Genomic DNA, 25066 nt, shown 5'->3' on the forward strand with positions numbered 1-25066 from the left:
AAAAAATATGACTGGATAATTAAATCAGATGTGTTTTTTTAAAAAAGAAAATGACCCAAAAGGAAAAGGTAAAATCTGTGATGTAGAGTTAAGTTTACCAGGACCAAAACTATACGCTACATCTAATGAGAAAAATTTTGAATTTGCTTTTAAAGAAACGCTTAGTGATCTAGAAAGACAGCTCAAAAAACGAAAACAAGAAATGAAGCCATATATCTAGGCGCTACATTTCTGAAATGAATCAAAAATTTAACAGTCTAAAGTTCAAAAACTGATATTTGTCATGTTTTATGAATCCTAAGAGAATTACTTTAGCTCATGGTTAACAAATGATTTCTTTAAATTTTTAGTTAAAAAGAAATGGGTTTTGTTGTAGAAATGTAACAAAGCCATAACAAAGAAATTAACTCTATTTCTAGGTGAATAGTCCATAAATTATATTTAGCAATAAATTAAATTGAACATTAGGAACTAGTATACCAATTAATAAAATTAATTTCTTTGAAGAAAACAGGTAGGCGAATGCTTACCTGTTTCTATTTTATTAATATATTTAATCATTATTCTATTTACTGGTGTAGTATTATCTACTAATTCTTCTAAGACATGAAATAACGTTATTTTAACAATAACAAAAGTTAATCTAAGTTATTTTTTTATACAAGACCTGCCGGTTCATAACTGAAAAACAACACTTTACGCAACAAAACAACCCATTCGTGTAAGATCGTTTAATCCTTCAAAGTGTCGATTATATATTTAAGGATTATTAATTTTTTAACACAAACTTAATGAAACTTAACAAGTTATTAGGCTTAATAGCCTTAGGGGTTGCGGTAACCATGTTTACCAGCTGTCAAACAGAAGATGAATCTGTAACTACAGAAATTAATCAGGAGCCTTCTAAATCAGAAGCTTCTGCAGAAGTTTATCCTTTAAATGGGAATGAAAAAATTATAACAAAAGACTTTTTTGGTGTCAAAACAGAGTTTAAAAAAGTAGATGGTAATCTTATCCTTGGAGATATGATATTATCTCCCGAACAGGTAGACGAGACCAATGCTCTAGAAAAGGGAGTGATTCGAAGAAATAGGCATTGGCCTAAATCAGGAAGTTATTACTACATTCCTTATACTATTGACAGTAATTTACCAAATAAAAGTCGTGTAACTAATGCGATTAATCATTGGGAAAGCAGAACAAAAATACGATTTGTTAGAAGAACAAACCAAAGAGCCTATATTCGTTTTAGATCAGGATCAGGATGCTCTTCTGCTATAGGAAGAACAGGTGGTCGCCAAAATATCACTTTAGGATCTAGTTGTACCACAGGAAATACTATTCATGAAATCGGACATGCAGTAGGAATGTATCATGAGCAACAACATCCTAGTCGTAATAATTATGTTACTATTAATTTTGATAACATCCGAAGTGGGTATGCATCTAACTTTTATAGAAGATCTTCTTCTTCGGTTAGAACCACAACATTTGATATTGGATCTATCATGATGTATGGTTCTTACTTTTTTAGTAAAAATGGGAGACCAACAATTGTAAGAAAAAATGGAAGTACTTTTAATGTACAACGTCGTGCATTAAGTAGTAGAGATCTAAGTGTGATAAGACGATACTATAACTAAAAAAATCATCAAATTTAGAAAAGGAGAGAAATATCAAATATTTCTCTCCTTATTTTTAATATTCTATTTTTAAACCAATTTGATGTAGTATCCTTAAATAGATTCTGCTCTCTATACTACCCTGATCACAAAATAGTTTTTCTTACCACGTTGTAATAAAACAAATTGATCGTTGATCAAGTCATTATTTGATATCGAGTAAGTATCATTAACCTTTTCTTTGTTTACCGAAATAGAATTTTCTTTCAGTGCTCTTCTAGCTTCTCCATTTGATTTAAGAAATCCTGTATGTTCTGCCAGGGCACCAATCATATCCATACCATTAGCTATCTTATCCTTTGTAATCTCGGCTTGCGGCACACCATCAAAAACATCTAAAAAAGTAGCTTCATCCAAACCTTTTAGATCTTCAGATGTAGATTTTCCGAAGAGAATTGCAGATGCTTTAATCGCATTATCAAGATCTTCCTGAGAATGCACAATAACAGTAACCTCATCTGCCAATTTTTTCTGTAAAACTCGTTGATGTGGAGCTTCTTTATGAGCAGCCACCAGGGTTTTTATTTCCTCTTCGGTTAAAAACGTAAAAATCTTAATGTATTTTTCGGCATCTTCATCACTGGTGTTTAACCAATATTGATAGAATTTATAAGGCGATGTTCGTTTAGCATCAAGCCATACATTTCCGCCTTCAGACTTACCAAATTTAGACCCATCAGATTTTGTAATCAACGGACAGGTCAAGGCATATCCTTTTCCGCCGGCTATTCTTCTAATGAGTTCGGTTCCTGTAGTGATATTACCCCACTGATCGCTACCTCCCATTTGTAAAGTACATGCATGTGCTCTATACAAATGCAAAAAGTCATATCCCTGTACCAGTTGGTATGTAAATTCTGTAAATGACATCCCTTCTGATGATTCTGACGAAATTCGATTCTTAACAGAATCCTTGGCCATCATATAATTTACTGTAATATGCTTACCTACATCTCTAATAAACTCCAGAAATGAGAATTCTTTCATCCAATCGTAGTTATTGACCAATACAGCTGCATTGGGAACATCACTTTCAAAATCCAAAAATCTGCTGAGTTGTGATTTTATAGCCTCCTGATTATGACGAAGTGTTTTTTCATCCAGTAGATTACGCTCTGCCGATTTCCCCGAAGGATCACCGATCATACCTGTGGCACCACCAACCAATGCAAAAGGCTTATGCCCCGCTCTCTGATAATGCGCCAGTAACATAATAGGAACCAGGTTACCGATATGCAATGAATCTGCTGTAGGATCAAACCCTACATAGGCAGATCTCATTTGCTCCATGAGGTATTCGTCGGTCCCAGGCATGGCATCGTGCAACATTCCTCTCCAACGTAATTCTTCTATAAAATTTGTAGTCATTGTACTATAATTCAATTAAGAGCGACAAAGATAAAAATATGGATAATATGCAGCTATGAATATGGTAGAAATTGAATGGTATTGATTTATTGCCCTCACCAATTGTAAAATTTATTCCAACAGGTTTAGCATAACATGTACTGTATATATCAAATCATATTTTCACCTCACAAACAACAAATAAAGTAACATTTTTGCGTTCTTTGTTATTAACATTACACAATGTCATCTATGAAAAAAATACGACCTATTTCTCTAGTTTCTTTAGCCTCTTTTGTCTTTTTTATAACATCAACATATACTACCTATGCACAGGTAGAAAAAGATACTGCATTGGCAGCACAACACTATAGAAAAGCGGATTCTTTGTTAAGGAACAAAAAACGAGATAGCTCTATAATTTATTTTCAAAAAGCTTTACCTATATATGAGAAAAACAAACTCTGGGAAAAGGTAGCAAGTTGTTATAATAAAATCTCAGAAGGTTACAGGCGTACTCGTAAATTAGAAAAATCTTTACAAAACTCTAAAAATGCTTTAGAAATAAGTAACAAGTATCTCACGAATGAGAATGAGCAAGAAGCTCGTGCTTATAGTAATATGGGTAAATATTATGAAAGTATTCCTGATTATGACAAAGCATTATTACACCACCAAAAGGCATTAAATATCCAACAAAAAATATTTCCAGAACAACATATTGATATTGCAACATCTCATATTTATTTAGGTTTAATTTATTATTATACTTCTAATTACCAAAAGGCTCTGCAACATCTAAAAATTGCCTTAGCTATTAACATAAAAAAATTAGGTCCTTACCATCCAAAAACAGGAAAAGCTTATAGTTATATTGGACTTGTATATATACATCTATCAAAACATGAAAAAGCTTTAAATTATTTAAAAAAAGATTTGGAAATAATTTTAAAAAAACCAAAAGAAAACGAATCTTCCTTAGGGCCTTCCTATTTGAACATAGGCATCTGTCATTATTACCTTATGAGATATGACAATGCCTTAAATTATTATCAAAAAGTAGTTCCAATATTTACTACGAGAAATGATTTGTTTGGATTAGCTATGACATATAATAATATAGGTGTTGTTTATTATAAGAAAGGTGAAGATGACAAAGCATTACAATATTATAAAAAAAGTATTGAAATAAACCTTAAAATCAATAATGGACTAAGTCACAAAAAAATTGCTGGCAATTATATGAATAGTGGCATCATTTTCAAAAATAAAAAGGATTACAAAAAGGCATTACTCTATTATAAAAAAGCTTTACCAATTTACAAAACCATATATGGAGAAAATAGTGATGATATGGGAAGTCTATATAGGAATATTGGAGAAGTTTATATGTATGAAAAAAAATATGAGCTCGCATTGACTTATTACGAAAAGGTTTTAAAAATAAGAAAAAAAATCTTTAATAAAGAGAATTTAAAAATTTCAGATATATATCTAAGTATTGCACAGCTGTATCTTGAAAAAGAAATACATACTAGTGCATTACAATATTCTAAAAAAAGTTTAACTATTTTACAAAATTTATATGGAAAAAACCACTTTCATACTATCCAATCCCAAAATCAAATTGCAACTATTCATAAAAGGCAACAGGTTTATAAAAAAGCTATTAACCATTTTGATAATGCTTTACTTGCTAATACCATAAATAAAGGTTCAAAAAAGCACGATAACACCTTCAACCCAAATCGTTACTACGATTTGCATAAGTTATTGGAAACATTAAAAGGGAAAGCCAAAACACTGCAATTACAATACCTAGAAGATCAAGATTTAAAACATCTTGATCAGAGTATCGCTATTTATAAAAATATAGATATGATTATCGATCAAATTAGGCAATCCTACCAAAACTATCAGGATAAAGTAAACTTTGCCAAACAAGTAAAAGAGGTATCTCAAGACGCAATAGCAGCGCACTTATTATTATACGCTTCCAAAAAAAACGAACAATTGTTGGAGAAAGCTCTTTATTATGCTGAAAAAAGTAAGGCTAATACCTTAAAAGAATTACTTAATGATACTAATGCCAAAAATTTCGCAGGATTACCTTCAGAAATAATTGAAATGGGAAAAACGATTAAAACAGATAAAGCATTTTACCAATCTAAAATTACTGAAGAGCATTCAGAAAAAAATATAGACACAACAAAAATCACTCACTATGAAGACAGATTATTTGATATTAATAGGCGACAAGATTCATTAACCCAGGTCTTAGAAAAAAATTACCCCAAATACCATCAATTAAAGTATAAAAACGATATTGTAAGTGTATTAGATATCCAACAACAACTGGATAACACAACTACGTTGTTAGAGTTTTTTACAGGAGATAGTATCACCTATGCTTTTACGATTTCTAAACATGATATTAGTGTACAAGAACTATCTACTCCAAAACTGACTGAGCAAATCGAGATATTTCATAAAAGTATTATTGCCAAAAATACAGGAGCATATAAACAACAAGCATATGCTTTGTATAATACACTTATAGCACCGATTAAAGATAAATTGGTTGGGGATCAACTCATCATGATCCCTGATGGGCCACTATGGCATCTTAATTTTGATCTACTGTTAACTCAGAATGACGATTCTAATAATCCAGCCCTCTTGTCTTATTTGCTTGCCGAATATGCCGTTACCTATGCCAATGCTGCAAACCTGTTGTTTAACACTTTTAAAAGTGATCCAGAAACTAAACCATTACAAGAATGCCTGGCATTTTCTTTTTCAGATAGCACTCAAACTACAGAGACGCGTACAATGAGTATGGCCACTCTAAGAGATGCTGGTGATGATCTACCAGGAACCCGTAAAGAGATCAAGGCCATTTCTGATATTATCGATGGGCAATACTATTTTGGATCACAAGCTATAGAAGCTAATTTTAAGAGCAATGCAGGTCAATACAACATTCTACACCTTGCACTACATGGTGAAGTAGATAACGAACGCCCAGAGAATTCTAAACTCTATTTTACCAAGAGTAAAGACACCATAGAGGATAATCTACTCTATAGTCATGAGCTGTTTGCTTTGGATATCCCTGCAGAACTTACTGTACTTAGTGCCTGTAATACGGGTAGTGGTAAGATTGCCAAAGGAGAAGGGATTATGAGTTTGGGTACTGCTTTTCGGTATGCGGGAACCAAAAGTTTGTTACTCACCAGCTGGGAGGTATCGGATCAAACCACACCAGAGTTAATGAAATATTTCTACACCAATCTTAAGGCAGGAATGCATAAAGGTAAAGCCTTACAGCAAGCTAAACTACAATACCTAAGCACTGCTAATATCAATCGTACAGATCCTTTTTATTGGGGAGGATTTTACCTGGTAGGAGATACTACTGCAATGCAGTTTAATAACAATACCCAACTGTATTGGATTTTAGGATTGGGAGCTGTAGCAGCTATACTCTTGGTGGTGTTTTTGTATAGGAGGAGAATTAAGAAACAATAGATCATTAAATCCATCGCCCTAAATGATTTTTATAACGAAGTGAAAAAGAAGTAATCTACCCTCAATCTGATTACGACTATTCTAATTACACGTTTCTGGCTTTTCACTGAAAACAGGGGGAATGCAGTCTTCAAATAATAATAATTTTCATTTCTATTAATTAAAAATCAATTTATATCATGAAAAAACAAGCAAGTAATTCAAAAAAATTGAATCTTAAAAAATTAGAAATCACAAAATTAAATGGCTTAAACACTATTTATGGAGGGGCACCGCACCATGGAAAAAGTGAAGGAAAAGCACCTACTACAGGTGGCGATCCTGAAGATTCATGTCAACATCAAGGCAGTGTTGCCGGCTGTAAATCTAGAACATTAACAACCATACCCTAATCTCCAATAATATTAGGTGAATTCCTGTTTTAACTAAACCACCTTGTACTTCTAGTGCATTGTGAGTACCAAAAACAGGCTTTTCACTGAAAACAGGGGGAATGCAGTCTTCAAATAATAATAATTTTCATTTCTATTAATTAAAAATCAATTTATATCATGAAAAAACAAGCAAGTAATTCAAAAAAATTGAATCTTAAAAAATTAGAAATCACAAAATTAAATGGTCTAAATACTATTTATGGAGGAGCACCAACTCTAGGAAAAAGTGATAATCAAACACCAACCACTACCGAAGAACCTGATCTTGCAACATGTAGATGTACTGATTATTGCGATTAAGAATATAAAAGACCTCAATAAATTTTTTAAATATTGGGGTCTTTATTATTTAATCAAAAAATGTGCATTATTTGTTTACTTTAGTATCGTAGAATAATATACTATGATATTAGTTACAGGAGCAACAGGTTTAGTAGGAACACATCTACTGGTTAGACTCATACAGGAAAAACAACAAGTACGTGCCTTATACAGAACCGAGGCCAAAAAAGAACAGGCCAAAAAAGTGTTTTCTTCTTATTTCACAAGTGAGGAAAAACACTTGTTTGATACCATAGAATGGGTAAATACCGATATCAATAATATTCCTGTTTTAACTCAAGCTTTTGAAGGAATTACTCATGTATATCATTGCGCTGCCAAAATTAGCTTTAATCCATCTCATTATAAAAAATTAAGAAAAGCTAATATACATGGTACTGCAAATATTGTAAACCTTTGTTTACTCAAAAAGGTAACCAAGCTCTGCTATGTAAGTTCAATTGCAACACTTGGAGAAAATTTATCCAGTTCTCATATTGATGAAAAAGCCGAATGGAATCCTGAAACTCCCAATTCTGTGTATTCAATTACCAAATACGGTGCAGAAATGGAAGTCTGGAGAGGAATACATGAGGGGCTTACCGCAGTAATTGTAAACCCTGGTATCATTATCGGTCCGGGTTTTTTTGATAATGGTAGTGGATATCTCTTTAAAAGAATATATAAAGGAATGAAATATTATACGACCGGAACCACCGGTTATGTAGCCATAGGCGATATTATCGATATTATGTATAAACTTACTACGGGTCCTTATAACAATCAACGTTATATTCTGGTTGGTGAGAATTTGAGTTACAAAAATGCTTTTGGCATGATTGCCAAGGCACTGCACAAACCATTACCTAAAAAGAAAATTTCTCCCTTTTTGATGAAAATTGCCTATAATGTACAACGTGTTAGCCATATTTTGTTTAGAACAAACAGATCCATATTTAGATCATCTATACGAAGTGCATTTTCTACAAGATACTATGAGAATGACAAAATAAAAAAAGAGCTTATCTATAGTTTTACTCCGATTGAAAGAAGCATTAAAGAAACTGCTACTGTTTTTTTGAAGGAGGAGGAGCATTAGTCCTTTTTTTCTTAGCCTCTTCTATCTTTTCCTCGATTACATCTTCTGTAATAACAGGTAGATCCTTAAGCTTAAGCGTATCTTTACTTTTTGCAATAGAATCTTCAATCTTTTTAATAGAATCTTCTTCCTTTTTCAGCTTCTCGTATTTTGCTGTTTCTTTATCCAGATTAGCCTTTACACGAATAAGAATCGCTTCATATTTTTCTATCTGACCAGAATACCAGGCATTATTTTTTGCAAAAATAATACTATCTACACCATGTTTTTTCAGAATAAAATCTTCAGGATTAATACTTTTTTCCTCAAAAATTTTTCTGTTAGAGCTTTTTGCTGCTCTTACAAAAGCAATATCAGTTAGAATTTCAACCATACGGTCTTCTTCTATAAATGATTCTGGTTTAGGGCTTTTATCTATACTCTGGCAAGAAATAATAGTCAGAAAAGCTACAGTATATATTACATTTCTAATCATCTGTCAAAAGTTAATCGTTGTGCGTGTCGCACATCATAGAATTTAAAATTCTTATATACTAAACTTCCATTAACAAAAGTATGCGTAATCCTCGATCTAAAGGTAGTTCCTTCAAAAGGTGACCATCCACATTTATATGAAATATTATCTTTATTTACTGTCCAAGGTGCATTTATATCAACCAAAACAGCATCTGCATAATATCCTTCTTTTATAAAACCTCTTTTCTCGATCTGAAACAATATCGCCGGATTATGACACATTTTTTCAACGATCTTTTCTAAGCTTATTTTATCCTGGTGGTAAAATTCTAACATAGCAGGAAGTGCATGCTGTACCAATGGACCTCCAGATGGTGCTTTGGTATACACATTATCTTTTTCCTCTTTAGTATGTGGAGCATGATCTGTAGCAATTACATCTATTTTATCCTTTAGCAATGCTTTAAACAGAGCATCCCTGTCCTTTGCTGTTTTTACAGCAGGATTCCATTTAATCAATGTCCCTTTTTCTTCATAATCTGTATCAGAAAACCACAAGTGGTGAATACAAACTTCGGCTGTTATTTTCTTTTCCTTAAGCGGAATTTTATTAGTGAACAATTCTAATTCCTTTGCTGTCGAAAGATGAAAAACATGTAATCGCGCTCCCGTTTTTTTAGCCAGTGCTATCGCTTGTGATGAAGATAAATAACACGCTTCTTCACTCCTTATAATTGGATGAAATTTTACAGGGATATCATCACCATACTCTGCCTTATATTTTGCAGTATTATTCTTAATCGTTTCTTCATCTTCACAGTGCACCGCGATTAACAAGTCTGTAGATGAAAATATTTTTTCTAATACTTCTGGATTATCGACCAACATATTTCCTGTAGATGATCCCAGAAAGAGTTTAAGTGCTGCCACTTTTTTAGGGTCTACTTTTAGAATTTCTTCTAAGTTATCGTTTGTGCCTCCAAACATAAAAGAATAATTCGCATAGCTCGTTTTTGCAGCGATTTCAAACTTTTCTTCGAGTTTTTCTATTGTTGTGGTTTGCGGTACAGTATTAGGCATTTCTATAAAAGAAGTAATACCACCGGCTATAGCAGCCCTGGACTCAGTTTCTATAGTTGCTTTATGCGTTAATCCAGGTTCTCTAAAATGCACCTGATCATCAATGACCCCAGGCAATAAGTATTTGCCTTCGGCATCAAAAATGTGCACATCTGGTGATTTTGCACTTATCTGCGGTGCAATTTCTTTAAAAATACCATTTTCTATATATACATCTCCATTAAAAATCTGCCCTTCATTAACGATGTTAGCATTTTTAATAAGCACATTATCCATAATCATATTTCGTAGCGATTAAATAAGCTGTTAAATTTCATTTTTATAACACCAAAAACAGCTTCAGAAATAATTCCTTTGCTCATTTTTGATGTTCCCCTGGTTCTATCGGTAAAGATTACAGGGATTTCTTTTATTTTAAATTTTAATAAATATGCCTTAAATTTCATTTCTATTTGAAAGGCATATCCTACAAATCGAATTTTTTTAAGGTTTATTTTTTCTAATACCTCTCTTTTATAACAGACAAATCCTGCGGTTGTGTCATGAATATCCATTCCTGTTATAAATCGAACATATTTTGAAGCTCCCCAGGATAATAAAACTCTACTCATTGGCCAGTTTACTACATTTACCCCGGTCACATATCTAGACCCAATAGCAACCTGAGAAGATCCTTTTGCACAAGCATTATACAACCGTATAAGATCATTAGGATTATGAGAGAAATCTGCATCCATTTCAAAAATATACTCGTAAGATCGTTCTAGCGCCCATTCGAAACCAGTAATATATGCGGTGCCTAAACCTAATTTCCCTGCTCGTTCTATTAAGAAAAGAGACTCTGGGTGTTCTAACTGTAACTCCTTTATCTTATCTGCAGTTCCATCTTGAGAATTATCATCTACAATAAGAATATGGAAATCACGCTGAAGCGAAAGCACATTTTTAATGATACGCTCCACATTTTCAATTTCATTATAGGTAGGGATTATAACTAAGGCATCCACCATCTAGGCTATTTTTCAGGCAAATATAACTAAATAATTACTAGTTATTTTCTTGTTTTTATGAGTTAATTGATCGTAATTTTGATCCAAGAACAGAATATGGAATTTATTTTACGAGAAATAACATCAACAAATTGGCTAACTATCATAATCACAGTATGCCTGATGCTGCTAGCTACAGCCAAAGGAGTGAATATGCTTCGCTTTACTGATTTCATGATGCTTTTTAGTAACAGTAAATATATTATATCCTATCAAAAGTTAAATAAGCTTTCTTCTTTATTTAATGCGATCTTACTATTGTTTCAGGTCGTTTCGGTATCGTTGTTCCTATATTTATGCTTTGGTGTATTCGAGTGGCAAGTGGTACCCAATCAAATTACATTGTATTTTAAGATTGCAATCATATATACCGTTATCGTTATTTGTAAATTACTTATAGAAAAAATAGTTGCAACTATTTTTTCTATTGACTCTATAATTGATGAATATTTATTTTACAAAGTATCTTATCGTAATTTTATGGGAGTCATATTGTTACCCATTAATATTATATTTATTTATGCTTTACAACCCTCTAAAATTGCGTTCATAATACTCCTAATTTTACTAATTATTCTCAATACAATCATGCTTGTTTCTTTTTACAAGAAAAACGAAAATATTATTTTGAACCACTTATTTTATTTTATTTTGTATCTTTGCGCACTTGAAATCGCACCCTATTTTATACTGTATAAGCTTATTAGTTAATTAGTAAGATCTTTACAAAAAAGAAAGAAAATATATGAAAGTGAAGACAATTTTGGTTTCACAGCCGGAGCCTAAAGTGGAAAATTCACCTTATTTTGATTTAGAAGAAAAGGAAAAAGTAAAAATTGACTTTATCCCCTTCATTCATGTAGAGGGAGTTGACTCAAAAGAAGTAAGGTTACAAAAAGTAGATTTATCATTATATACTGCTATTATCCTTACTAGCCGTAACTCTGTTGATCATTTCTTTAGAATAGCAGATGAAATGCGTTATAAAGTACCTGACACACTCAAGTATTTTTGTCAAAGTGAAGCCGTAGCATATTATTTACAGAAGTATGTTGTATATCGAAAAAGAAAGATATATGTTGGAAAGCGTACATTTCAGGAACTATCTCCTTTGATCAAGAAATATAAAAATGAGAAGTTTTTATTACCTTCTTCAGACAAGTTAAAGCCACTAATTCCTGAAACATTGGATAGTCTAAAAGTAGAATGGAAACAAGCTGTTTTTTACAGAACTGTGGTAAGTGACCTTTCTGACTTAAGAGATGTATTTTATGATATTTTGGTGTTTTTTAGTCCATCTGGAATACAATCTTTATTCGAGAATTTTCCTGATTTCAAACAAAACGATACCAGAATTGCTGTATTTGGAAACTCAACAGTTAAAGCAGCCGAAGAGCACAACCTAATTGTTAACATTCAGGCACCGACTCCAGAGACACCATCAATGACAATGGCGCTTCAAAAATATATTAAAGAAGCAAATAAGAAATAGATAGTTTTATTTATTTTCAATGTATAAAAAAAGGGATCGAATATCGATCCCTTTTTTAGTATTGCAGTGAAAAATCTTATTCAAATTGTTTAAAATTCTTTTTGAAAGAATTTACCAGTTCTTCGGCCTTAGCATCATAAGCTTCTTTATCTGCCCATGTATTTCTTGGATTCAGAATATCTGAAGGTACATCAGGACAGCTTTCTGGCATACTAAGATCAAAATGATTATCAGTAACATAATTTACATCATCAAGTTTACCTTCTAAAGCTGCATTGATCATTGCCCGGGTATATTTCAATTTCATTCGGCTCCCTGTACCGTATGCTCCACCGGTCCATCCCGTATTTACCAACCAGACATTAGCTCCTGTTTTTTCGATCTTATCCATTAGCATATCTCCATATTCTTTAGGATGTAGTGGCATAAAAGGAGCACCAAAACAAGCAGAAAAACTTGGTAACGGCTCATTAACTCCAGCTTCGGTTCCTGCAACCTTAGCTGTATATCCACTAATAAAATGATAAGAAGCTTGCTCTTTGGTTAACATAGAGATAGGAGGTAATACTCCAAAAGCATCTGCAGTAAGGAAAAAGATATTGGTTACCGTTTTACCTCTACTAGGCACCTTGATATTTTCAATATGATCAATCGGATAACTTACTCTTGTATTTTGAGTAATACTAGAGTCTGTATAATCTACAACTCCGTTATCATCTATAATTATATTTTCTAATAATGCTCCTTTTTTAATAGCATTATAAATTTCAGGTTCTTTTTCTGAAGAAAGATCTATTACTTTAGCATAGCATCCTCCTTCAAAATTAAATACTGTATCTTCTTCTGTCCAGGCATGTTCATCATCTCCTATTAATTTTCTCTTAGGATCTGTAGATAAAGTAGTTTTACCAGTTCCTGATAATCCAAAAAACAGAGCTGTTTTACCATCTTCTCCTTCATTTGCAGAGCAATGCATAGGTAAACAATTACGTTCTACCGGAAGAATGAAATTTAAAGCAGAGAAAATCCCTTTCTTAATCTCACCTGTATATCCGGTTCCTCCTATTAAAGCTATCTTTTTAGAAAAATTAAGGATTGCAAAATTATGCTGTCGTGTACCATCTACTTCTGGATCTGCCATAAAGCCGGGCGCATTAACGATCAACCAATCGGGATCAAAAGATTCTAATTCTTTTTTTTCTGGCCTTAAAAACATGTTATATGCAAACATATTAGACCATGGATATTCATTAAGTACCCGAATATTTAATTTATATTCTGGGTCGGCGCATGCATAGCTATCACGCACAAATACTTCTTTTCCTGAAAGGTAATTCGTTACTTTATCATACAATGCATCAAATGCATCTTGATCAAAAGGAATATTAATATCTCCCCACCAGACTTTATCTTGTGTGATATGATCTTTAACAATAAAACGATCCATAGGGGATCGTCCAGTAAATTCGCCTGTATTAATTGTTAATGCACCTGATTTGGTTATTTTCCCTTGACCTTTTCGCACTACTTCTTCTTGAAGATTTTCAGAAGGTAATTGGTAGCGCATTGTAGCATTTTCAATACCGTAATTCTTTAACGAAAACGTTTTCGTAGTTGGATACAGTGGTTCCATATATAATATGTTGTGTTTGTTATGTACGTGCAAAATTATAAATAATAATTACACCATCCGATAAAAAAATCACTTAATCTTTACTAATGAAATTACGAAAAAAACCCATCCAAGTATCAGTAAAAGACCTCCCAAAGGGGTAATAAAACCAATGCTTGACAGAGAAACCCCTAAAACTTCATCGATCACCAAAAGGTATATTGACCCAGAAAAAAGGGTTATTCCCCCCATAAAAAAATAAAAAATACGCTTTCTGGTAACCTCTTGTAAAACAGACATATTCCCCAAAATAATACAAACGATAGCATGATACATTTGATATCGCACCCCGGTAGTAAAAGAATTAATACTTTCTGGATCTACTAACTTCTCTAATCCATGAGCTCCGAAGGCTCCTAATATTACCGCAAGTAATCCCGTCACGGCACCGGTAATCAAAATTGTTTTGTTTGCTGATATTTTATTCATAATTGACTATAACAAGTATTAAATTTTAAACTTTAGACAAAAATTCTTCAAAAATATAATTAATCCGCAGTTATAGAGAACCTAATCTTTACGGTATTTATTACATTCGTATCAAAGTTATCAAAATATCAGAAGGTATGCGAAAGATCTTAGTTATTGGTGCAGGTAAATCTACTGCAGTTCTCATTAAATATTTTCAGGATAAATCTAGTTCAGAAAATTTATATATCACTATTGGTGATATTTCTATTGAAAATGCAAAAAAACTAGCTAGTGATCATCCCAATACAGAAGCAGTACTTCTGGATGTTTTTGATCAGGACTCACGAGAAAAAGCTATTCAAAATGCAGATATTGTAGTATCAATGCTTCCTGCACGGTTTCATATCGAAGTAGCTAAAGATTGCTTACAGTATGGTAAATGCATGGTTACTGCATCATATGTTAGTCCAGAAATGCAAGAACTCGATGCAAAAGTTCGTGAAAAAGGGCTCGTCTTTATGAATGAGATTGGCCTAGACCCCGGTATTGATCATATGAGTGCAATGCAGGTCATTGACAGGATTAGAAATCAAGGCGGTAAAATAATTTTGTTTGAGTCTTTTACAGGTGGCCTGGTCGCTCCCGAGAGTGACACTAACTTATGGAATTATAAATTTACCTGGAATCCTCGTAATGTGGTTATTGCCGGACAAGGTGGTGCCGCAGAGTTTCTACAGGAAGGAACATATAAATATATTCCTTATCATAAATTATTTAGAAGAACAGAATTTTTAGAAGTCGAAGATTATGGTCGTTTTGAAGCCTATGCAAATCGAAATTCTTTAAAATACCAAAGTATTTATGGATTAGATGACATCTTAACCCTATATAGAGGAACCATAAGAAGAGTAGGGTTTTCTAGAGCCTGGAATACTTTTGTACAACTAGGAATGACTGCAGATGATTATACCCTTGCAAATTCGGAAGACATGAGTTATCGTGATTTCACAAATAGTTTTCTTGCCTATTCTCCTTCAGATTCGGTAGAGTTGAAACTTCGTCACTATCTTAAGATTGATCAAGATGATATTATGTGGGATAAACTTCTCGAGCTTGATCTTTTTAACCCAGATAAAAAAGTAGGTATCCCTAATGCTACTCCAGCACAGATTCTTCAGAAAATATTGATGGACAAATGGACTTTGGATGAAGGAGATAAGGATATGATCGTGATGTATCATAAGTTTGGTTATGAGATTAATGGCAAACACAAACAGATAGATGCTACTATGGTAAGTATTGGCAAAGATCAAACATACACGGCAATGGCAAGAACTGTAGGGTTGCCAGTCGCAATGGCTACATTACGAATTCTAAACAAACAAATCACTACTCCAGGAGTACAGATTCCTATTCAGGAAGAGGTATATACTCCTATTCTCAAAGAACTTGAAGAGTATGGTATCGTATTTAAGGAAAGAGAATGCAATTATCTTGGTTATAACCCAGATGGTGTAAAAGGATAGATAAATTAAAAAGCCAGTGCTTCTTAATTCAATCTAAAATCTATTGAATGATTAATTGATTTAATTTTTTAATAATTTCTATTTTTACATTTCAATTATAAACCATTAATTGTATTTTTAGTTGACAATTGTAATTTCAATCCTTATGAAAGGTCAAAACAATACCTTAAAAATTGATGGTATCGATAAAGAGATTTTACGTAATCTCATGGAAGATGCCCGAAGGCCAATTCTTGAAATCGCCAGAAAAGTAGGAATATCTGGCGCTGCAATCCATCAAAGACTTCGTAAGTTAGAAGCTTCGGGTCTTATTGCCGGATCAAAGTTTATTATCGATCCCAAAGTATTAGGATATAAAACAATGGCTTTTGTAGGTGTACATCTGGACAAAGCCGTAAGTAACCCAAAAGCTGTAAAACAATTACGAGACATCCCAGAAGTAATTGAATGTCATTACACTACAGGGAATTGGTCTATTTTTATTAAAATACTATGTAGAGATAATGAACATTTAATGGTTGTATTAAATAAAAACATTCAAGCTATTGAAGGCGTATCCCGTACAGAGACTTTTATATCATTAGACCAGCAAATTGATCGGCAGATTAAGATATAGTATGCTTAACAAGAAATATACTCGGCTATACATCCTAATCTGAATATCCCAAAAAATACAACCTAAACTCTTTTAATCCCTTCTACCCATAAAGATAGAGATAAAGTACAGTAAGGTTGCCAAAGAACCTAAAGCTGCTACTACGTAGGTACGTGCAGCCCATTTCAATGCATCTTTTGCCCCTGCATGCTCCTGGGTAGTAAGCATATTATTATTTTCTAACCATGCTAATGCTCTATTACTAGCATCATATTCTACAGGAAGTGTAATAAATGCAAATAATGTAGTTACTCCGAATAATATAATCCCAATCAGGAAAATAGTATTCCCAAAGATCATTCCTGATGCTGAAAGAACAAGCCCTCCCATAATCACAAAATTAGAGAGTTTACTTGCGATTCCTACAGCAGGTACAATCTTCGATCTCATGGTTAACCAACTATACGACGTAGCATGTTGTACGGCATGGCCACATTCATGAGCAGCAACTGCCGCTGCGGCTGCATTACGCTGATTATATACTCCTTCACTTAAGTTTACTGTCTTATTTAATGGATTATAATGATCGGTAAGCATTCCGGCCGTAGAAACCACCTGCACATCACGAATTCCGTTATCTTGTAGCATTTTTGTGGCAATTTCTGCACCGCTCATGCCGTTTTGTAAACTGATATTAGAATACTTTTTGAATTTACTTTTAAGTTTATTGCTTACATAGGTACTCACCAAGAATATGACACCCGCAATAATATAATACCCCATCATAACTATTCACTTTTTTTTATTGTAATTAAACTTGGTATATAAAATACAAAAACCTCGCCATAATAACGAGGTTTTTGATTAAATAAACTTGAGTTAGCCAATAAATCGAGTTTAATTCAAATATGCATTTACATCTTTTAAAGGAAGATTAAAAGCCTCGGATATCGCAGGATATACGACATCACCGTTAATCACATTTAGTCCTTTTTTAAGTGGTATATTTTCATTACAAGCTTTTTTCCAGCCTTTATTTGCCAATTGTACTGCATATGGCAAAGTGACATTAGTTAATGCCAAAGTTGACGTATATGGTACTGCACCTGGCATATTTGCAACAGAATAATGTACAACATCATCAATAATATATACTGGATCCTGATGCGTTGTTGGTTTTGTTGTTTCAAAACAACCTCCCTGATCTACTGCTACATCTACTACCACAGTTCCTGGACGCATCTCTTTAAGCATATCGCGAGTGATCAATTTTGGTGCTTTTGCACCTGGTATTAATACTCCTCCGATAATTAAATCAGAATCTTTTATATGCTTACGAATATTATACTCGTTAGAATATTCTGTCTTAACATTTGCAGCCATTACATCATCTAAGTAACGTAATCTCTTCATACTAATATCCAAAATCGTTACATCAGCTCCCATTCCTGCAGCCATCTTAGCGGCTTGAGTTCCTACTACACCTCCACCAAGTACTAATACTTTTGCTGGTGGAACACCAGGAACACCACCTAGAAGAACTCCTCTTCCTTTTAATGGTTTTTCTAAAAACTTAGCTCCTTGCTGGATAGACATACGTCCTGCTACTTCACTCATCGGAGTTAATAATGGTAGACTTCGATCTGGATCTTCAACCGTTTCATACGAAACACAAACCGAACCACTTGCAATCATTGCATTCGTTAATGCTTCTCCCGAGGCAAAATGAAAGTATGTAAACACTAATTGATCCTTTTTGATCAATTTATATTCTGGTTCAATAGGCTCCTTGACCTTAATAATCATTTCAGCAGTACTGTATACCTCTTCTATAGTAGGTAAAATTTTAGCACCTGCCTTGATATATTCTTCGTCTTCAAAACCACTTTGAAGACCAGCATTCTGCTGTATGAAAACAGTATGACCATGTCTAACAAGCTCCATAGTCCCGGCAGGCGTAACGCCTACTCTGTTCTCGTTATTTTTGATTTCTTTGGGAACACCAATTACCATATCTTTAATTTTTGTGCCGAAAATATATGTTTTTCGCAAAATACACAATTAAAAAACTCCAAAAAATATAATCTTAATAATTTTGAAGAATCATTGATTTTTCCTAAAAAAATTAGATTTTCAATAGTTTATTTCATTTTTATTGAAATTTTTATAGCAAAAATCAAAAATCACTTACAGATCAATATTTTCTGTTTTTATATTGTTACTCATTTTTTTGAATAAAAAGTAATTAAAACAATAAATTAACATCAAATAACAGTGAAATCATCACATAAAGTGAGGTTGACAATTACACTTTACCTCTTACACATTTTAAGGAACCAACACACTTACAATCAAACTTCTAACCCACTACATTCACAATTTTACCAGGTACTACGATTACCTTTTTAGGTTCTCGACCGGCAAGTTGTTCTTGTGTTTTTTCATGAGCCATCACCGCTGCTTCAATCTCATCTTTGCTTAGGTCTAATGATAACTCCATCGTAAAACGCATTTTACCATTAAATGAAATCGGGTATTGTTTGGTACTTTCTACCAGGTGTTTCTCTTCAAATACAGGAAATGCAGTTATAGATACAGATTCATTATGTCCTAATTTTTGCCATAATTCTTCAGCAATATGTGGTGCATAAGGAGAAATTAATACAATTAGAGGTTCTAGAACTGCTCTAGAAGTACATTTCTGAGCTGTTAATTCATTTACTGCAATCATAAAGGTACTTACCGAAGTGTTAAACGAGAAGTTCTCGATATCTTCTTCTACCTTTTTGATGGTTTTATGTAATGTTTTTAAATTCTCTTTGGTAGGTTCGGTATCGGTTACACCAAACGTCTCTCCATCATGATATAATTTCCATAATCTTTTAAGGAAAGAATGTACTCCCGTAATCCCGGCAGTATTCCAGGGTTTTGCCTGTTCTAATGGCCCCAGGAACATCTCGTACAATCGTAAACTATCTGCTCCATACTGCTCGCAAATACCATCTGGATTAACCACATTGTACTTGGATTTTGACATCTTTTCTACCTCACGACCTACTTTACAGGAACCATCACCTTCAGTAATAAAAATAGCATCTTTAAAATCTGGTCTCCAGTTTTTAAATGCTTCCATATCTAACTCATCAGATGAATTGATCATCGAAACATCTGCATGAATAGGAGTAAATCGAAAAGCATGATAAATTTCTTCAAATGGAAGATCTTTATTTCCATCGTCTATAAAAGCTTCTAATCCCTCCCTTATCTCTTTTTCATAATGACTATTCATGCGAGCCTGAATTTCTTCACCTTGAATGTCATCTAATTTTGATTTCGAAATAAAAATCGGTTTTACCTTTAAATCAAATTTTAAATCATCATCATTTCTAAAATTATCTGTAAGAGCTCTACTAGGTTCATATTCCAACCTATACACAAAAGCACTCGTTCCTAAAATCATCCCCTGATTGATTAGTTTTTTAAACGGCTCATCAACGGTAATGTATGCTCTGTCTTTTAAGAATTTTGTCCAGAAACGAGAATATAATAAGTGACCGGTAGCATGTTCGTTTCCGCCTATATACAAATCTACATTTTGCCAGTACTGCATCGCTTCCGCGGAAGCGAATTCAGTATCATTACCAGCATCCATATATCGAAACGGGTACCATGAGCTCCCTGCCCAACCAGGCATCGTATTTAACTCTAAAGGAAAGACTGTTTCATGATCAATTTTATCATTAGACACCACCTCATTCTTCTCTGCGTCCCATGCCCAAACATCGGCACGACCTAATGGTGGCTCTCCTGTTTCTGTAGGGAGATATTTTTCTACTTCGGGTAGTGCTAATGGTAAATGTGCTACATCGATCATCTGCGGCATCCCATCTATATAATATACCGGAAACGGTTCTCCCCAATATCGTTGACGGCTAAATACCGCATCACGCAATCTGTAATTGGTTTTACCTTGCCCCTGACCTAGTTTTTCTAACTCATAAATAGCAGTCTTGGTCGCTTTTTTATAGTTTAAACCATTAAGAAAATCAGAATTTCCAATTATGGTCTTTTCTTTATCGGCAAACGCTTCTTCAGAGATATCTACCCCTTCAAAAATATTAGTAATAGGGATATCAAAATGTTTTGCAAAATCATAATCTCTCTGATCTCCACATGGCACTGCCATTACAGCTCCGGTACCATATCCTGCCAATACATAATCTCCGATCCAGATGGGTATGGGCGCTTTGGTAAATGGGTGCTCTGCATATGCTCCTGTAAACACCCCACTAATGGTTTTTACGTCTGCCATACGCTCACGTTCGCTACGTTTGGCCGTTGCTTCGATATAGGCTTCTACAGCTGCTTTCTGTTCGGGAGTTGTTATCTTAGCAACCAATTCATGTTCTGGAGCTAATGTCATAAATGTAGCACCAAAAATAGTATCAGGACGTGTGGTAAACACTTCGATTATCTCATTATCATGTTCTTTTACAGTAAAGGTTACACTAGCTCCTACAGATTTTCCGATCCAGTTACGTTGTGATTCTTTTAGAGAATCTGTCCAATCGATGGTTTCTAATCCTTGTAATAATCGCTCTGCATAGGCAGAGATACGCATGCTCCACTGTGTCATTTTTTTACGAATCACAGGATATCCTCCTCGCTCAGAAACTCCGTTTACAATTTCATCATTTGCCAGTACGGTTCCTAATTGCGGACACCAGTTTACTTCGGTCTCTGCCAAATAGGTTAATCTGTATTTTAATAGTACTTCCTGCTTTTCTTTTGAGGAAAAATTATTCCAATCCCCTGCAGTGAATGGTGTTATATTTTCATCACAAACCGCATTTACTTTTGCATTTCCTTCTGAAGCAAAAACAGTTTCAAGATCATCAATCCCTCTCGCTTTATCTGCATCGTTATCGTACCACGAATTAAAAAGCTCTATAAATATCCATTGCGTCCATTTATAAAAATTAGGATCGCTAGTTTTTACTTCGCGACTCCAGTCAAAAGAGAATCCAATTTTATCTAATTGCTCACGATAACGAGCTATATTTTCTTTGGTAGTTATTGCGGGATGCTGCCCTGTCTGGATCGCATACTGTTCTGCCGGTAATCCAAAAGAATCATATCCTTGCGGATGTAATACATTAAATCCTTTATGGCGTTTATATCTTGCATAGATATCACTGGCAATATATCCTAGTGGATGCCCAACGTGTAATCCTGCACCCGATGGATATGGAAACATATCCAATACATAATATTTAGGTTTATCACTGTTGTTTTCTGCTTTAAAAGTACCTTTTTCTGCCCAATATTTTTGCCATCTGGCTTCAATAGTATTAAAATCGTAGCTCATTACGTTTATTTCTGTATTACCATTTTTATGAGAAGTGCAAAAATATGGTATATACTAATATTATTGTGTCTAATTTGAAGAAATGTAATAATATTAGAGGTCTTTTATTTATTTTTTAAAGTTCTGGCTTTAGCCTCCATGGGTAACAAACAACTATATATAAACGTATTTGCAGGTGTTGAAATATCTAATTTTGCTCCTTGTTTTACGATAAAGCCATTAAAATTATCTAATTCTGAAGGTCTGCCTTGCATAATATCACGTTGCATAGAAGCTGTAGAATCATAGGGTTGTTTACCAATAAAAGCCAGGATTCGATGTACAATATCCTCTGGTAATGACACTCCTTTGGCGATACCTACATTATAAATCTCTGCAGCGGTTTGTTTTAAAATACGATAGGTTTCTGGATTTTCATATACCTCTCCGATTGTAGCACGAGTAAGTGCACCAATACCACTAACAGTAGTAATAAACATAAATTTGCTCCAGATATCTACTTCAATATCTTCAGAAATTGTATTAGTAAACCCTGCTTTGTCAAACACTTCTTTCACTACCTCCAGTCGATTCGTTTTGCTTTTGTCTAATTCACCAAAAACAACTTCAGGTTGATGGCCAAAATGAGAAATGATGCCCGGAGCCTCTATCTTACTATAGATTTTACATAATCCTCCCAAAACATGTTTTGCATCTACTACAGAACATACTTTTTCTGCATTATCTGCTCCATTTTGTAATGGAATAACGATAGTATCTTCTTTTAAAATAGGCTGAATTGATTTTGCAGCTTCTGCCACCTGCCAGGATTTTGTACATATCAGTACTACATCTGCTTTTTCTACAGTATCAATCTGATTAGTTGCACAAAATGGGTGAGTTACAAAATCCCCGTTGATACTTTTAACTTGCAGTCCATTCTTTTTAATAGCTGCGAGATGTTTTCCTCTGGCGACCAAAGTTACTTTCTGACCAGAATTAGCTATTTTCCCTCCAAAATACCCGCCGACTCCGCCGACTCCTATAATGACTATATGCATATTAGATTATTCTTTTTAATAGGATTTATGGATTAACTATATACGCTCAAATTTAATAAATTCTTTAAGCTTCATAGCCTTTTGGATCAAAACAAAAAGGGAGTGTCTTTTGTAACAACACTCCCTTGACTGATATAATTATTAAAACGGTATCTTATTTTTTTATAACATATGACAAATAATCGACATATGCTACAATCCCATCATTAGCTTTAGATCTAGCTCCATTCCAGGTTCTTTGGTTAAAGGATGTACCTATGGTATAATTTGAAACAGCCTTATTGTGTTTTTTGTAATCTACCCATTTCTTTGATGTAGTATTATATTGATACACAATATATCTTCTCCCTCCTGATGCTGTATCGCTCCATGGATAACAACTGGCATCACATTCTCCTATTTCTGAGACAACTCTAAAACGCTGATTGCTTCCTGTTTTTACTTTAAAATCGATCACTTGTCCTTTTCCTATTTCTTTTTTTCTCTTATTTATATGACCTTTTGTCGGGAAATGATTGGTATTTTGGTGGTCTATAGTATAACCCCAATGTATTTTTTGGTCTACCAAATACCATCTGCGATTTTTTCTATCATATTTCTCCACATATAATCTTCCAAAAAGCTCGGCTCCACCAGTTTTGTGATCACTACCTTCATGTACAGCAGCATCGAGAGGATCTATTCTAATTGTCTCATAATTTACAAGATCACAATTTGTAACTTCATATTTTATATTCTGAGATACCTTAAACGCTCTATTATTCTTAACATAATTAACTTTATAGGAGATTGGATATCCTGGATTTTGACGGGATACATTTGCTCCTTTTGCCAAAAAATTCACAACCCCATCTAAGTTATTAGCTAATCCAGACAATGATGATGCAATACCATCTGCAGGATTTCCTCCTAATTGCTTAACCCTTACATTGGCATTTCTAAAAACCTTTTTATAACGAGTTTCCAACTCAGAATCAGCATTACCAATTCCTTTATAAGCAAATTTCAAAGCAGCTTCTACATTTAATGCTTTTTCCTTAGACTCGTATATCAAAGTATATAATCTTCCATAGGTTACCGATTCTATGTAAGAAGATGGATTTTTCTTATCATTAGAAACATTTTGATAATCAGTCACATAATCATTTAGGTCTTGTGGAGAAACCCTGTTGTTAAACCAACCATTTTTTCCTATAATCTTATTTTTCGGGGACACAGAAGTAGTAAAAAAACGTTGCTGAAGTGTAACTGCATATCTGGTCTTTTTTTGATTAAAGTTAATCCCCAACTGTCCAGACACATCGACGCTTGGTCCTGAGTATCCTGCTTTTAACGCAACTTGTAATTGTTGTTCGTTGTGTATTCTTTCTATAGATATTTGAAAACTTGCAGGGAAATTTGCACCACTATCATAGTAATTATTTAAAATAGCATTTAGACTATCCTGTACTTTTCCTGCTGTTGGAGCATTGATAGTTCTAGATGTAAAAGAAGGTGTACCAGACAACACATTTATTCTTACTTCTATAGGATTTCGATATTCTCCATCAATCGGAATAGACGAAGGGGATCCTTCTTGTATCGTTCTGGAAGCTAATAAATTACCAGGCCAAAGCAAAGAACCATTAGGGTCTAATAGAAAAAAATTAGAGTCGTTTTGATCAAAAGAAATAGTTTTTGTAATACAGTTTTCTTCTTCTAACCATTTCCCATTAAGATCTTTACCATAATCTTCTGTTATAACCAAATTACTAATACCATCAGGAAGATCTTCATTAAGATATTGTTCTCTTGTTTCTAGATTTTGAGTTATGGTATCCTCTATAATATCATCGTTCTGACAAGATAGTAGTACTCCTAAAAAAAGCCCTGTAAAGGCAATGGCTCTATACCTTAATAATAAACTAGGTTTGTTTGTTTTCATAATTAATTGTGTTTTTGTTAATAAATTGGATTTACGTTA

21 protein-coding genes are annotated in these 25066 nt (G+C 33.6%); 10 read left to right on the top strand and 11 right to left on the bottom strand.

Features of this window, described 5'->3' with window-relative positions:
• Positions 1 to 28: 28 nt before the first annotated feature.
• Entirely contained in the window at positions 29 to 220 is a 192-nt protein-coding gene (locus NNH57_RS26520) for an HPF/RaiA family ribosome-associated protein (RefSeq protein WP_328517066.1), read from the top strand.
• A gap of 571 nt (positions 221 to 791) precedes the next feature.
• Positions 792 to 1643, top strand: coding sequence for a M12 family metallopeptidase (locus NNH57_RS15015; protein WP_074407031.1), 852 nt, complete (start codon positions 792 to 794; stop codon positions 1641 to 1643).
• Between the two features lie 111 nt (positions 1644 to 1754).
• Here NNH57_RS15015 and tyrS read toward each other — a convergent pair whose 3' ends face one another.
• The gene (gene tyrS, locus NNH57_RS15020; protein ID WP_108809175.1) at positions 1755 to 3050 is read right to left on the bottom strand and encodes a tyrosine--tRNA ligase; all 1296 of its coding nucleotides are present in this window, start codon (positions 3048 to 3050) and stop codon (positions 1755 to 1757) included.
• Between the two features lie 231 nt (positions 3051 to 3281).
• Here tyrS and NNH57_RS15025 point away from each other — a divergent pair, with 231 nt between their 5' ends.
• The 4 genes from NNH57_RS15025 to NNH57_RS15040 all read left to right on the top strand — a co-directional run bounded on the left by NNH57_RS15025 (position 3282) and on the right by NNH57_RS15040 (position 8414).
• Positions 3282 to 6560 carry a CHAT domain-containing protein gene (locus tag NNH57_RS15025; RefSeq protein WP_254504196.1) on the top strand — a complete coding sequence of 1093 codons (3279 nt, stop codon included), beginning with the start codon at positions 3282 to 3284 and terminating at the stop codon, positions 6558 to 6560.
• A 179-nt stretch (positions 6561 to 6739) separates the two neighbouring features.
• Positions 6740 to 6952, top strand: a complete 213-nt coding sequence (locus NNH57_RS15030; protein WP_074407027.1) for a hypothetical protein — start codon at positions 6740 to 6742, stop codon at positions 6950 to 6952.
• Positions 6953 to 7111: 159 nt separating this feature from the next.
• Positions 7112 to 7294: a hypothetical protein gene (locus NNH57_RS15035; RefSeq protein ID WP_074407026.1), complete on the top strand. Its 183-nt coding sequence runs from the start codon at positions 7112 to 7114 to the stop codon at positions 7292 to 7294.
• A 103-nt stretch (positions 7295 to 7397) separates the two neighbouring features.
• Entirely contained in the window at positions 7398 to 8414 is a 1017-nt protein-coding gene (locus tag NNH57_RS15040; RefSeq protein ID WP_108807308.1) for an NAD-dependent epimerase/dehydratase family protein, read from the top strand.
• On the opposite strand, the gene NNH57_RS15045 is transcribed toward NNH57_RS15040, so the two are convergent.
• The 3 genes from NNH57_RS15045 to NNH57_RS15055 are packed head-to-tail and all read right to left on the bottom strand — an operon-like array spanning position 8383 to position 10960.
• On the bottom strand, positions 8383 to 8889 hold the full coding sequence (locus tag NNH57_RS15045) for a DUF4296 domain-containing protein (RefSeq protein WP_074407024.1): 507 nt from the start codon (positions 8887 to 8889) through the stop codon (positions 8383 to 8385). The genes NNH57_RS15040 and NNH57_RS15045 overlap by 32 nt on opposite strands.
• On the bottom strand, positions 8886 to 10226 hold the full coding sequence (locus NNH57_RS15050; protein WP_025664413.1) for a dihydroorotase: 1341 nt from the start codon (positions 10224 to 10226) through the stop codon (positions 8886 to 8888). The genes NNH57_RS15045 and NNH57_RS15050 overlap by 4 nt, the downstream gene beginning before the upstream one ends.
• A 2-nt stretch (positions 10227 to 10228) precedes the next feature.
• The gene (locus NNH57_RS15055) at positions 10229 to 10960 is read right to left on the bottom strand and encodes a polyprenol monophosphomannose synthase (RefSeq protein ID WP_025664414.1); all 732 of its coding nucleotides are present in this window, start codon (positions 10958 to 10960) and stop codon (positions 10229 to 10231) included.
• A 96-nt stretch (positions 10961 to 11056) separates the two neighbouring features.
• On the opposite strand from NNH57_RS15055, the gene NNH57_RS26555 reads away from it, so the two are divergent.
• Positions 11057 to 11710 carry a DUF4271 domain-containing protein gene (locus tag NNH57_RS26555; RefSeq protein WP_074407023.1) on the top strand — a complete coding sequence of 218 codons (654 nt, stop codon included), beginning with the start codon at positions 11057 to 11059 and terminating at the stop codon, positions 11708 to 11710.
• A 34-nt stretch (positions 11711 to 11744) separates the two neighbouring features.
• On the top strand, positions 11745 to 12491 hold the full coding sequence (locus NNH57_RS15060; protein ID WP_074407022.1) for a uroporphyrinogen-III synthase: 747 nt from the start codon (positions 11745 to 11747) through the stop codon (positions 12489 to 12491).
• 76 nt (positions 12492 to 12567) lie between these two features.
• On the opposite strand, the gene pckA is transcribed toward NNH57_RS15060, so the two are convergent.
• Complete coding sequence (gene pckA, locus NNH57_RS15065) at positions 12568 to 14124, bottom strand: phosphoenolpyruvate carboxykinase (ATP) (RefSeq protein ID WP_074407021.1); 1557 nt, start codon at positions 14122 to 14124, stop codon at positions 12568 to 12570.
• Between the two features lie 69 nt (positions 14125 to 14193).
• Positions 14194 to 14592 carry a DUF423 domain-containing protein gene (locus NNH57_RS15070; protein WP_074407020.1) on the bottom strand — a complete coding sequence of 133 codons (399 nt, stop codon included), beginning with the start codon at positions 14590 to 14592 and terminating at the stop codon, positions 14194 to 14196.
• A 137-nt stretch (positions 14593 to 14729) separates the two neighbouring features.
• On the opposite strand from NNH57_RS15070, the gene NNH57_RS15075 reads away from it, so the two are divergent.
• Positions 14730 to 16100: a saccharopine dehydrogenase family protein gene (locus tag NNH57_RS15075; protein WP_074407019.1), complete on the top strand. Its 1371-nt coding sequence runs from the start codon at positions 14730 to 14732 to the stop codon at positions 16098 to 16100.
• A 145-nt stretch (positions 16101 to 16245) separates the two neighbouring features.
• Positions 16246 to 16716: an Lrp/AsnC ligand binding domain-containing protein gene (locus NNH57_RS15080; protein WP_074407018.1), complete on the top strand. Its 471-nt coding sequence runs from the start codon at positions 16246 to 16248 to the stop codon at positions 16714 to 16716.
• 72 nt (positions 16717 to 16788) lie between these two features.
• Here the strand turns inward: NNH57_RS15080 and NNH57_RS15085 are convergent, their stop codons facing one another.
• From NNH57_RS15085 to NNH57_RS15105, 5 genes are all read right to left on the bottom strand, one after another.
• Positions 16789 to 17481, bottom strand: coding sequence for a zinc metallopeptidase (locus NNH57_RS15085; protein WP_025664420.1), 693 nt, complete (start codon positions 17479 to 17481; stop codon positions 16789 to 16791).
• Positions 17482 to 17592: 111 nt separating this feature from the next.
• Positions 17593 to 18708, bottom strand: a complete 1116-nt coding sequence (gene ald / locus NNH57_RS15090; RefSeq protein ID WP_074407662.1) for an alanine dehydrogenase — start codon at positions 18706 to 18708, stop codon at positions 17593 to 17595.
• A 346-nt stretch (positions 18709 to 19054) separates the two neighbouring features.
• On the bottom strand, positions 19055 to 22063 hold the full coding sequence (locus tag NNH57_RS15095) for a leucine--tRNA ligase (RefSeq protein WP_074407016.1): 3009 nt from the start codon (positions 22061 to 22063) through the stop codon (positions 19055 to 19057).
• Between the two features lie 104 nt (positions 22064 to 22167).
• The gene (locus NNH57_RS15100; RefSeq protein ID WP_108807306.1) at positions 22168 to 23103 is read right to left on the bottom strand and encodes a 2-dehydropantoate 2-reductase; all 936 of its coding nucleotides are present in this window, start codon (positions 23101 to 23103) and stop codon (positions 22168 to 22170) included.
• Positions 23104 to 23257: 154 nt separating this feature from the next.
• Positions 23258 to 25027 carry a thiol-activated cytolysin family protein gene (locus NNH57_RS15105; RefSeq protein ID WP_108807305.1) on the bottom strand — a complete coding sequence of 590 codons (1770 nt, stop codon included), beginning with the start codon at positions 25025 to 25027 and terminating at the stop codon, positions 23258 to 23260.
• Positions 25028 to 25066: the final 39 nt, after the last annotated feature.

Source organism: Aquimarina spinulae (assembly GCF_943373825.1).
Taxonomy (GTDB): domain Bacteria; phylum Bacteroidota; class Bacteroidia; order Flavobacteriales; family Flavobacteriaceae; genus Aquimarina; species Aquimarina spinulae.

Bases quoted from the DNA above. Each gene is read 5' to 3' on its own strand.
- NNH57_RS26520 (WP_328517066.1), top strand. From the start codon at position 29: ATGTGTTTTTTTAAAAAAGAAAATGACCCAAAAGGAAAAGGTAAAATC.
- NNH57_RS15050 (WP_025664413.1), bottom strand. From the start codon at position 10,226: ATGGATAATGTGCTTATTAAAAATGCTAACATCGTTAATGAAGGGCAG.
- NNH57_RS15095 (WP_074407016.1), bottom strand. From the start codon at position 22,063: ATGAGCTACGATTTTAATACTATTGAAGCCAGATGGCAAAAATATTGG.
- NNH57_RS15045 (WP_074407024.1), bottom strand. From the start codon at position 8,889: ATGATTAGAAATGTAATATATACTGTAGCTTTTCTGACTATTATTTCT.
- NNH57_RS15030 (WP_074407027.1), top strand. From the start codon at position 6,740: ATGAAAAAACAAGCAAGTAATTCAAAAAAATTGAATCTTAAAAAATTA.
- NNH57_RS15105 (WP_108807305.1), bottom strand. From the start codon at position 25,027: ATGAAAACAAACAAACCTAGTTTATTATTAAGGTATAGAGCCATTGCC.
- pckA (WP_074407021.1), bottom strand. From the start codon at position 14,124: ATGGAACCACTGTATCCAACTACGAAAACGTTTTCGTTAAAGAATTAC.
- NNH57_RS15040 (WP_108807308.1), top strand. From the start codon at position 7,398: ATGATATTAGTTACAGGAGCAACAGGTTTAGTAGGAACACATCTACTG.
- NNH57_RS26555 (WP_074407023.1), top strand. From the start codon at position 11,057: ATGGAATTTATTTTACGAGAAATAACATCAACAAATTGGCTAACTATC.
- NNH57_RS15075 (WP_074407019.1), top strand. From the start codon at position 14,730: ATGCGAAAGATCTTAGTTATTGGTGCAGGTAAATCTACTGCAGTTCTC.
- NNH57_RS15085 (WP_025664420.1), bottom strand. From the start codon at position 17,481: ATGATGGGGTATTATATTATTGCGGGTGTCATATTCTTGGTGAGTACC.
- NNH57_RS15070 (WP_074407020.1), bottom strand. From the start codon at position 14,592: ATGAATAAAATATCAGCAAACAAAACAATTTTGATTACCGGTGCCGTG.
- NNH57_RS15055 (WP_025664414.1), bottom strand. From the start codon at position 10,960: ATGGTGGATGCCTTAGTTATAATCCCTACCTATAATGAAATTGAAAAT.
- NNH57_RS15060 (WP_074407022.1), top strand. From the start codon at position 11,745: ATGAAAGTGAAGACAATTTTGGTTTCACAGCCGGAGCCTAAAGTGGAA.
- NNH57_RS15100 (WP_108807306.1), bottom strand. From the start codon at position 23,103: ATGCATATAGTCATTATAGGAGTCGGCGGAGTCGGCGGGTATTTTGGA.
- ald (WP_074407662.1), bottom strand. From the start codon at position 18,708: ATGGTAATTGGTGTTCCCAAAGAAATCAAAAATAACGAGAACAGAGTA.
- NNH57_RS15025 (WP_254504196.1), top strand. From the start codon at position 3,282: ATGAAAAAAATACGACCTATTTCTCTAGTTTCTTTAGCCTCTTTTGTC.
- NNH57_RS15080 (WP_074407018.1), top strand. From the start codon at position 16,246: ATGAAAGGTCAAAACAATACCTTAAAAATTGATGGTATCGATAAAGAG.
- NNH57_RS15015 (WP_074407031.1), top strand. From the start codon at position 792: ATGAAACTTAACAAGTTATTAGGCTTAATAGCCTTAGGGGTTGCGGTA.
- tyrS (WP_108809175.1), bottom strand. From the start codon at position 3,050: ATGACTACAAATTTTATAGAAGAATTACGTTGGAGAGGAATGTTGCAC.
- NNH57_RS15035 (WP_074407026.1), top strand. From the start codon at position 7,112: ATGAAAAAACAAGCAAGTAATTCAAAAAAATTGAATCTTAAAAAATTA.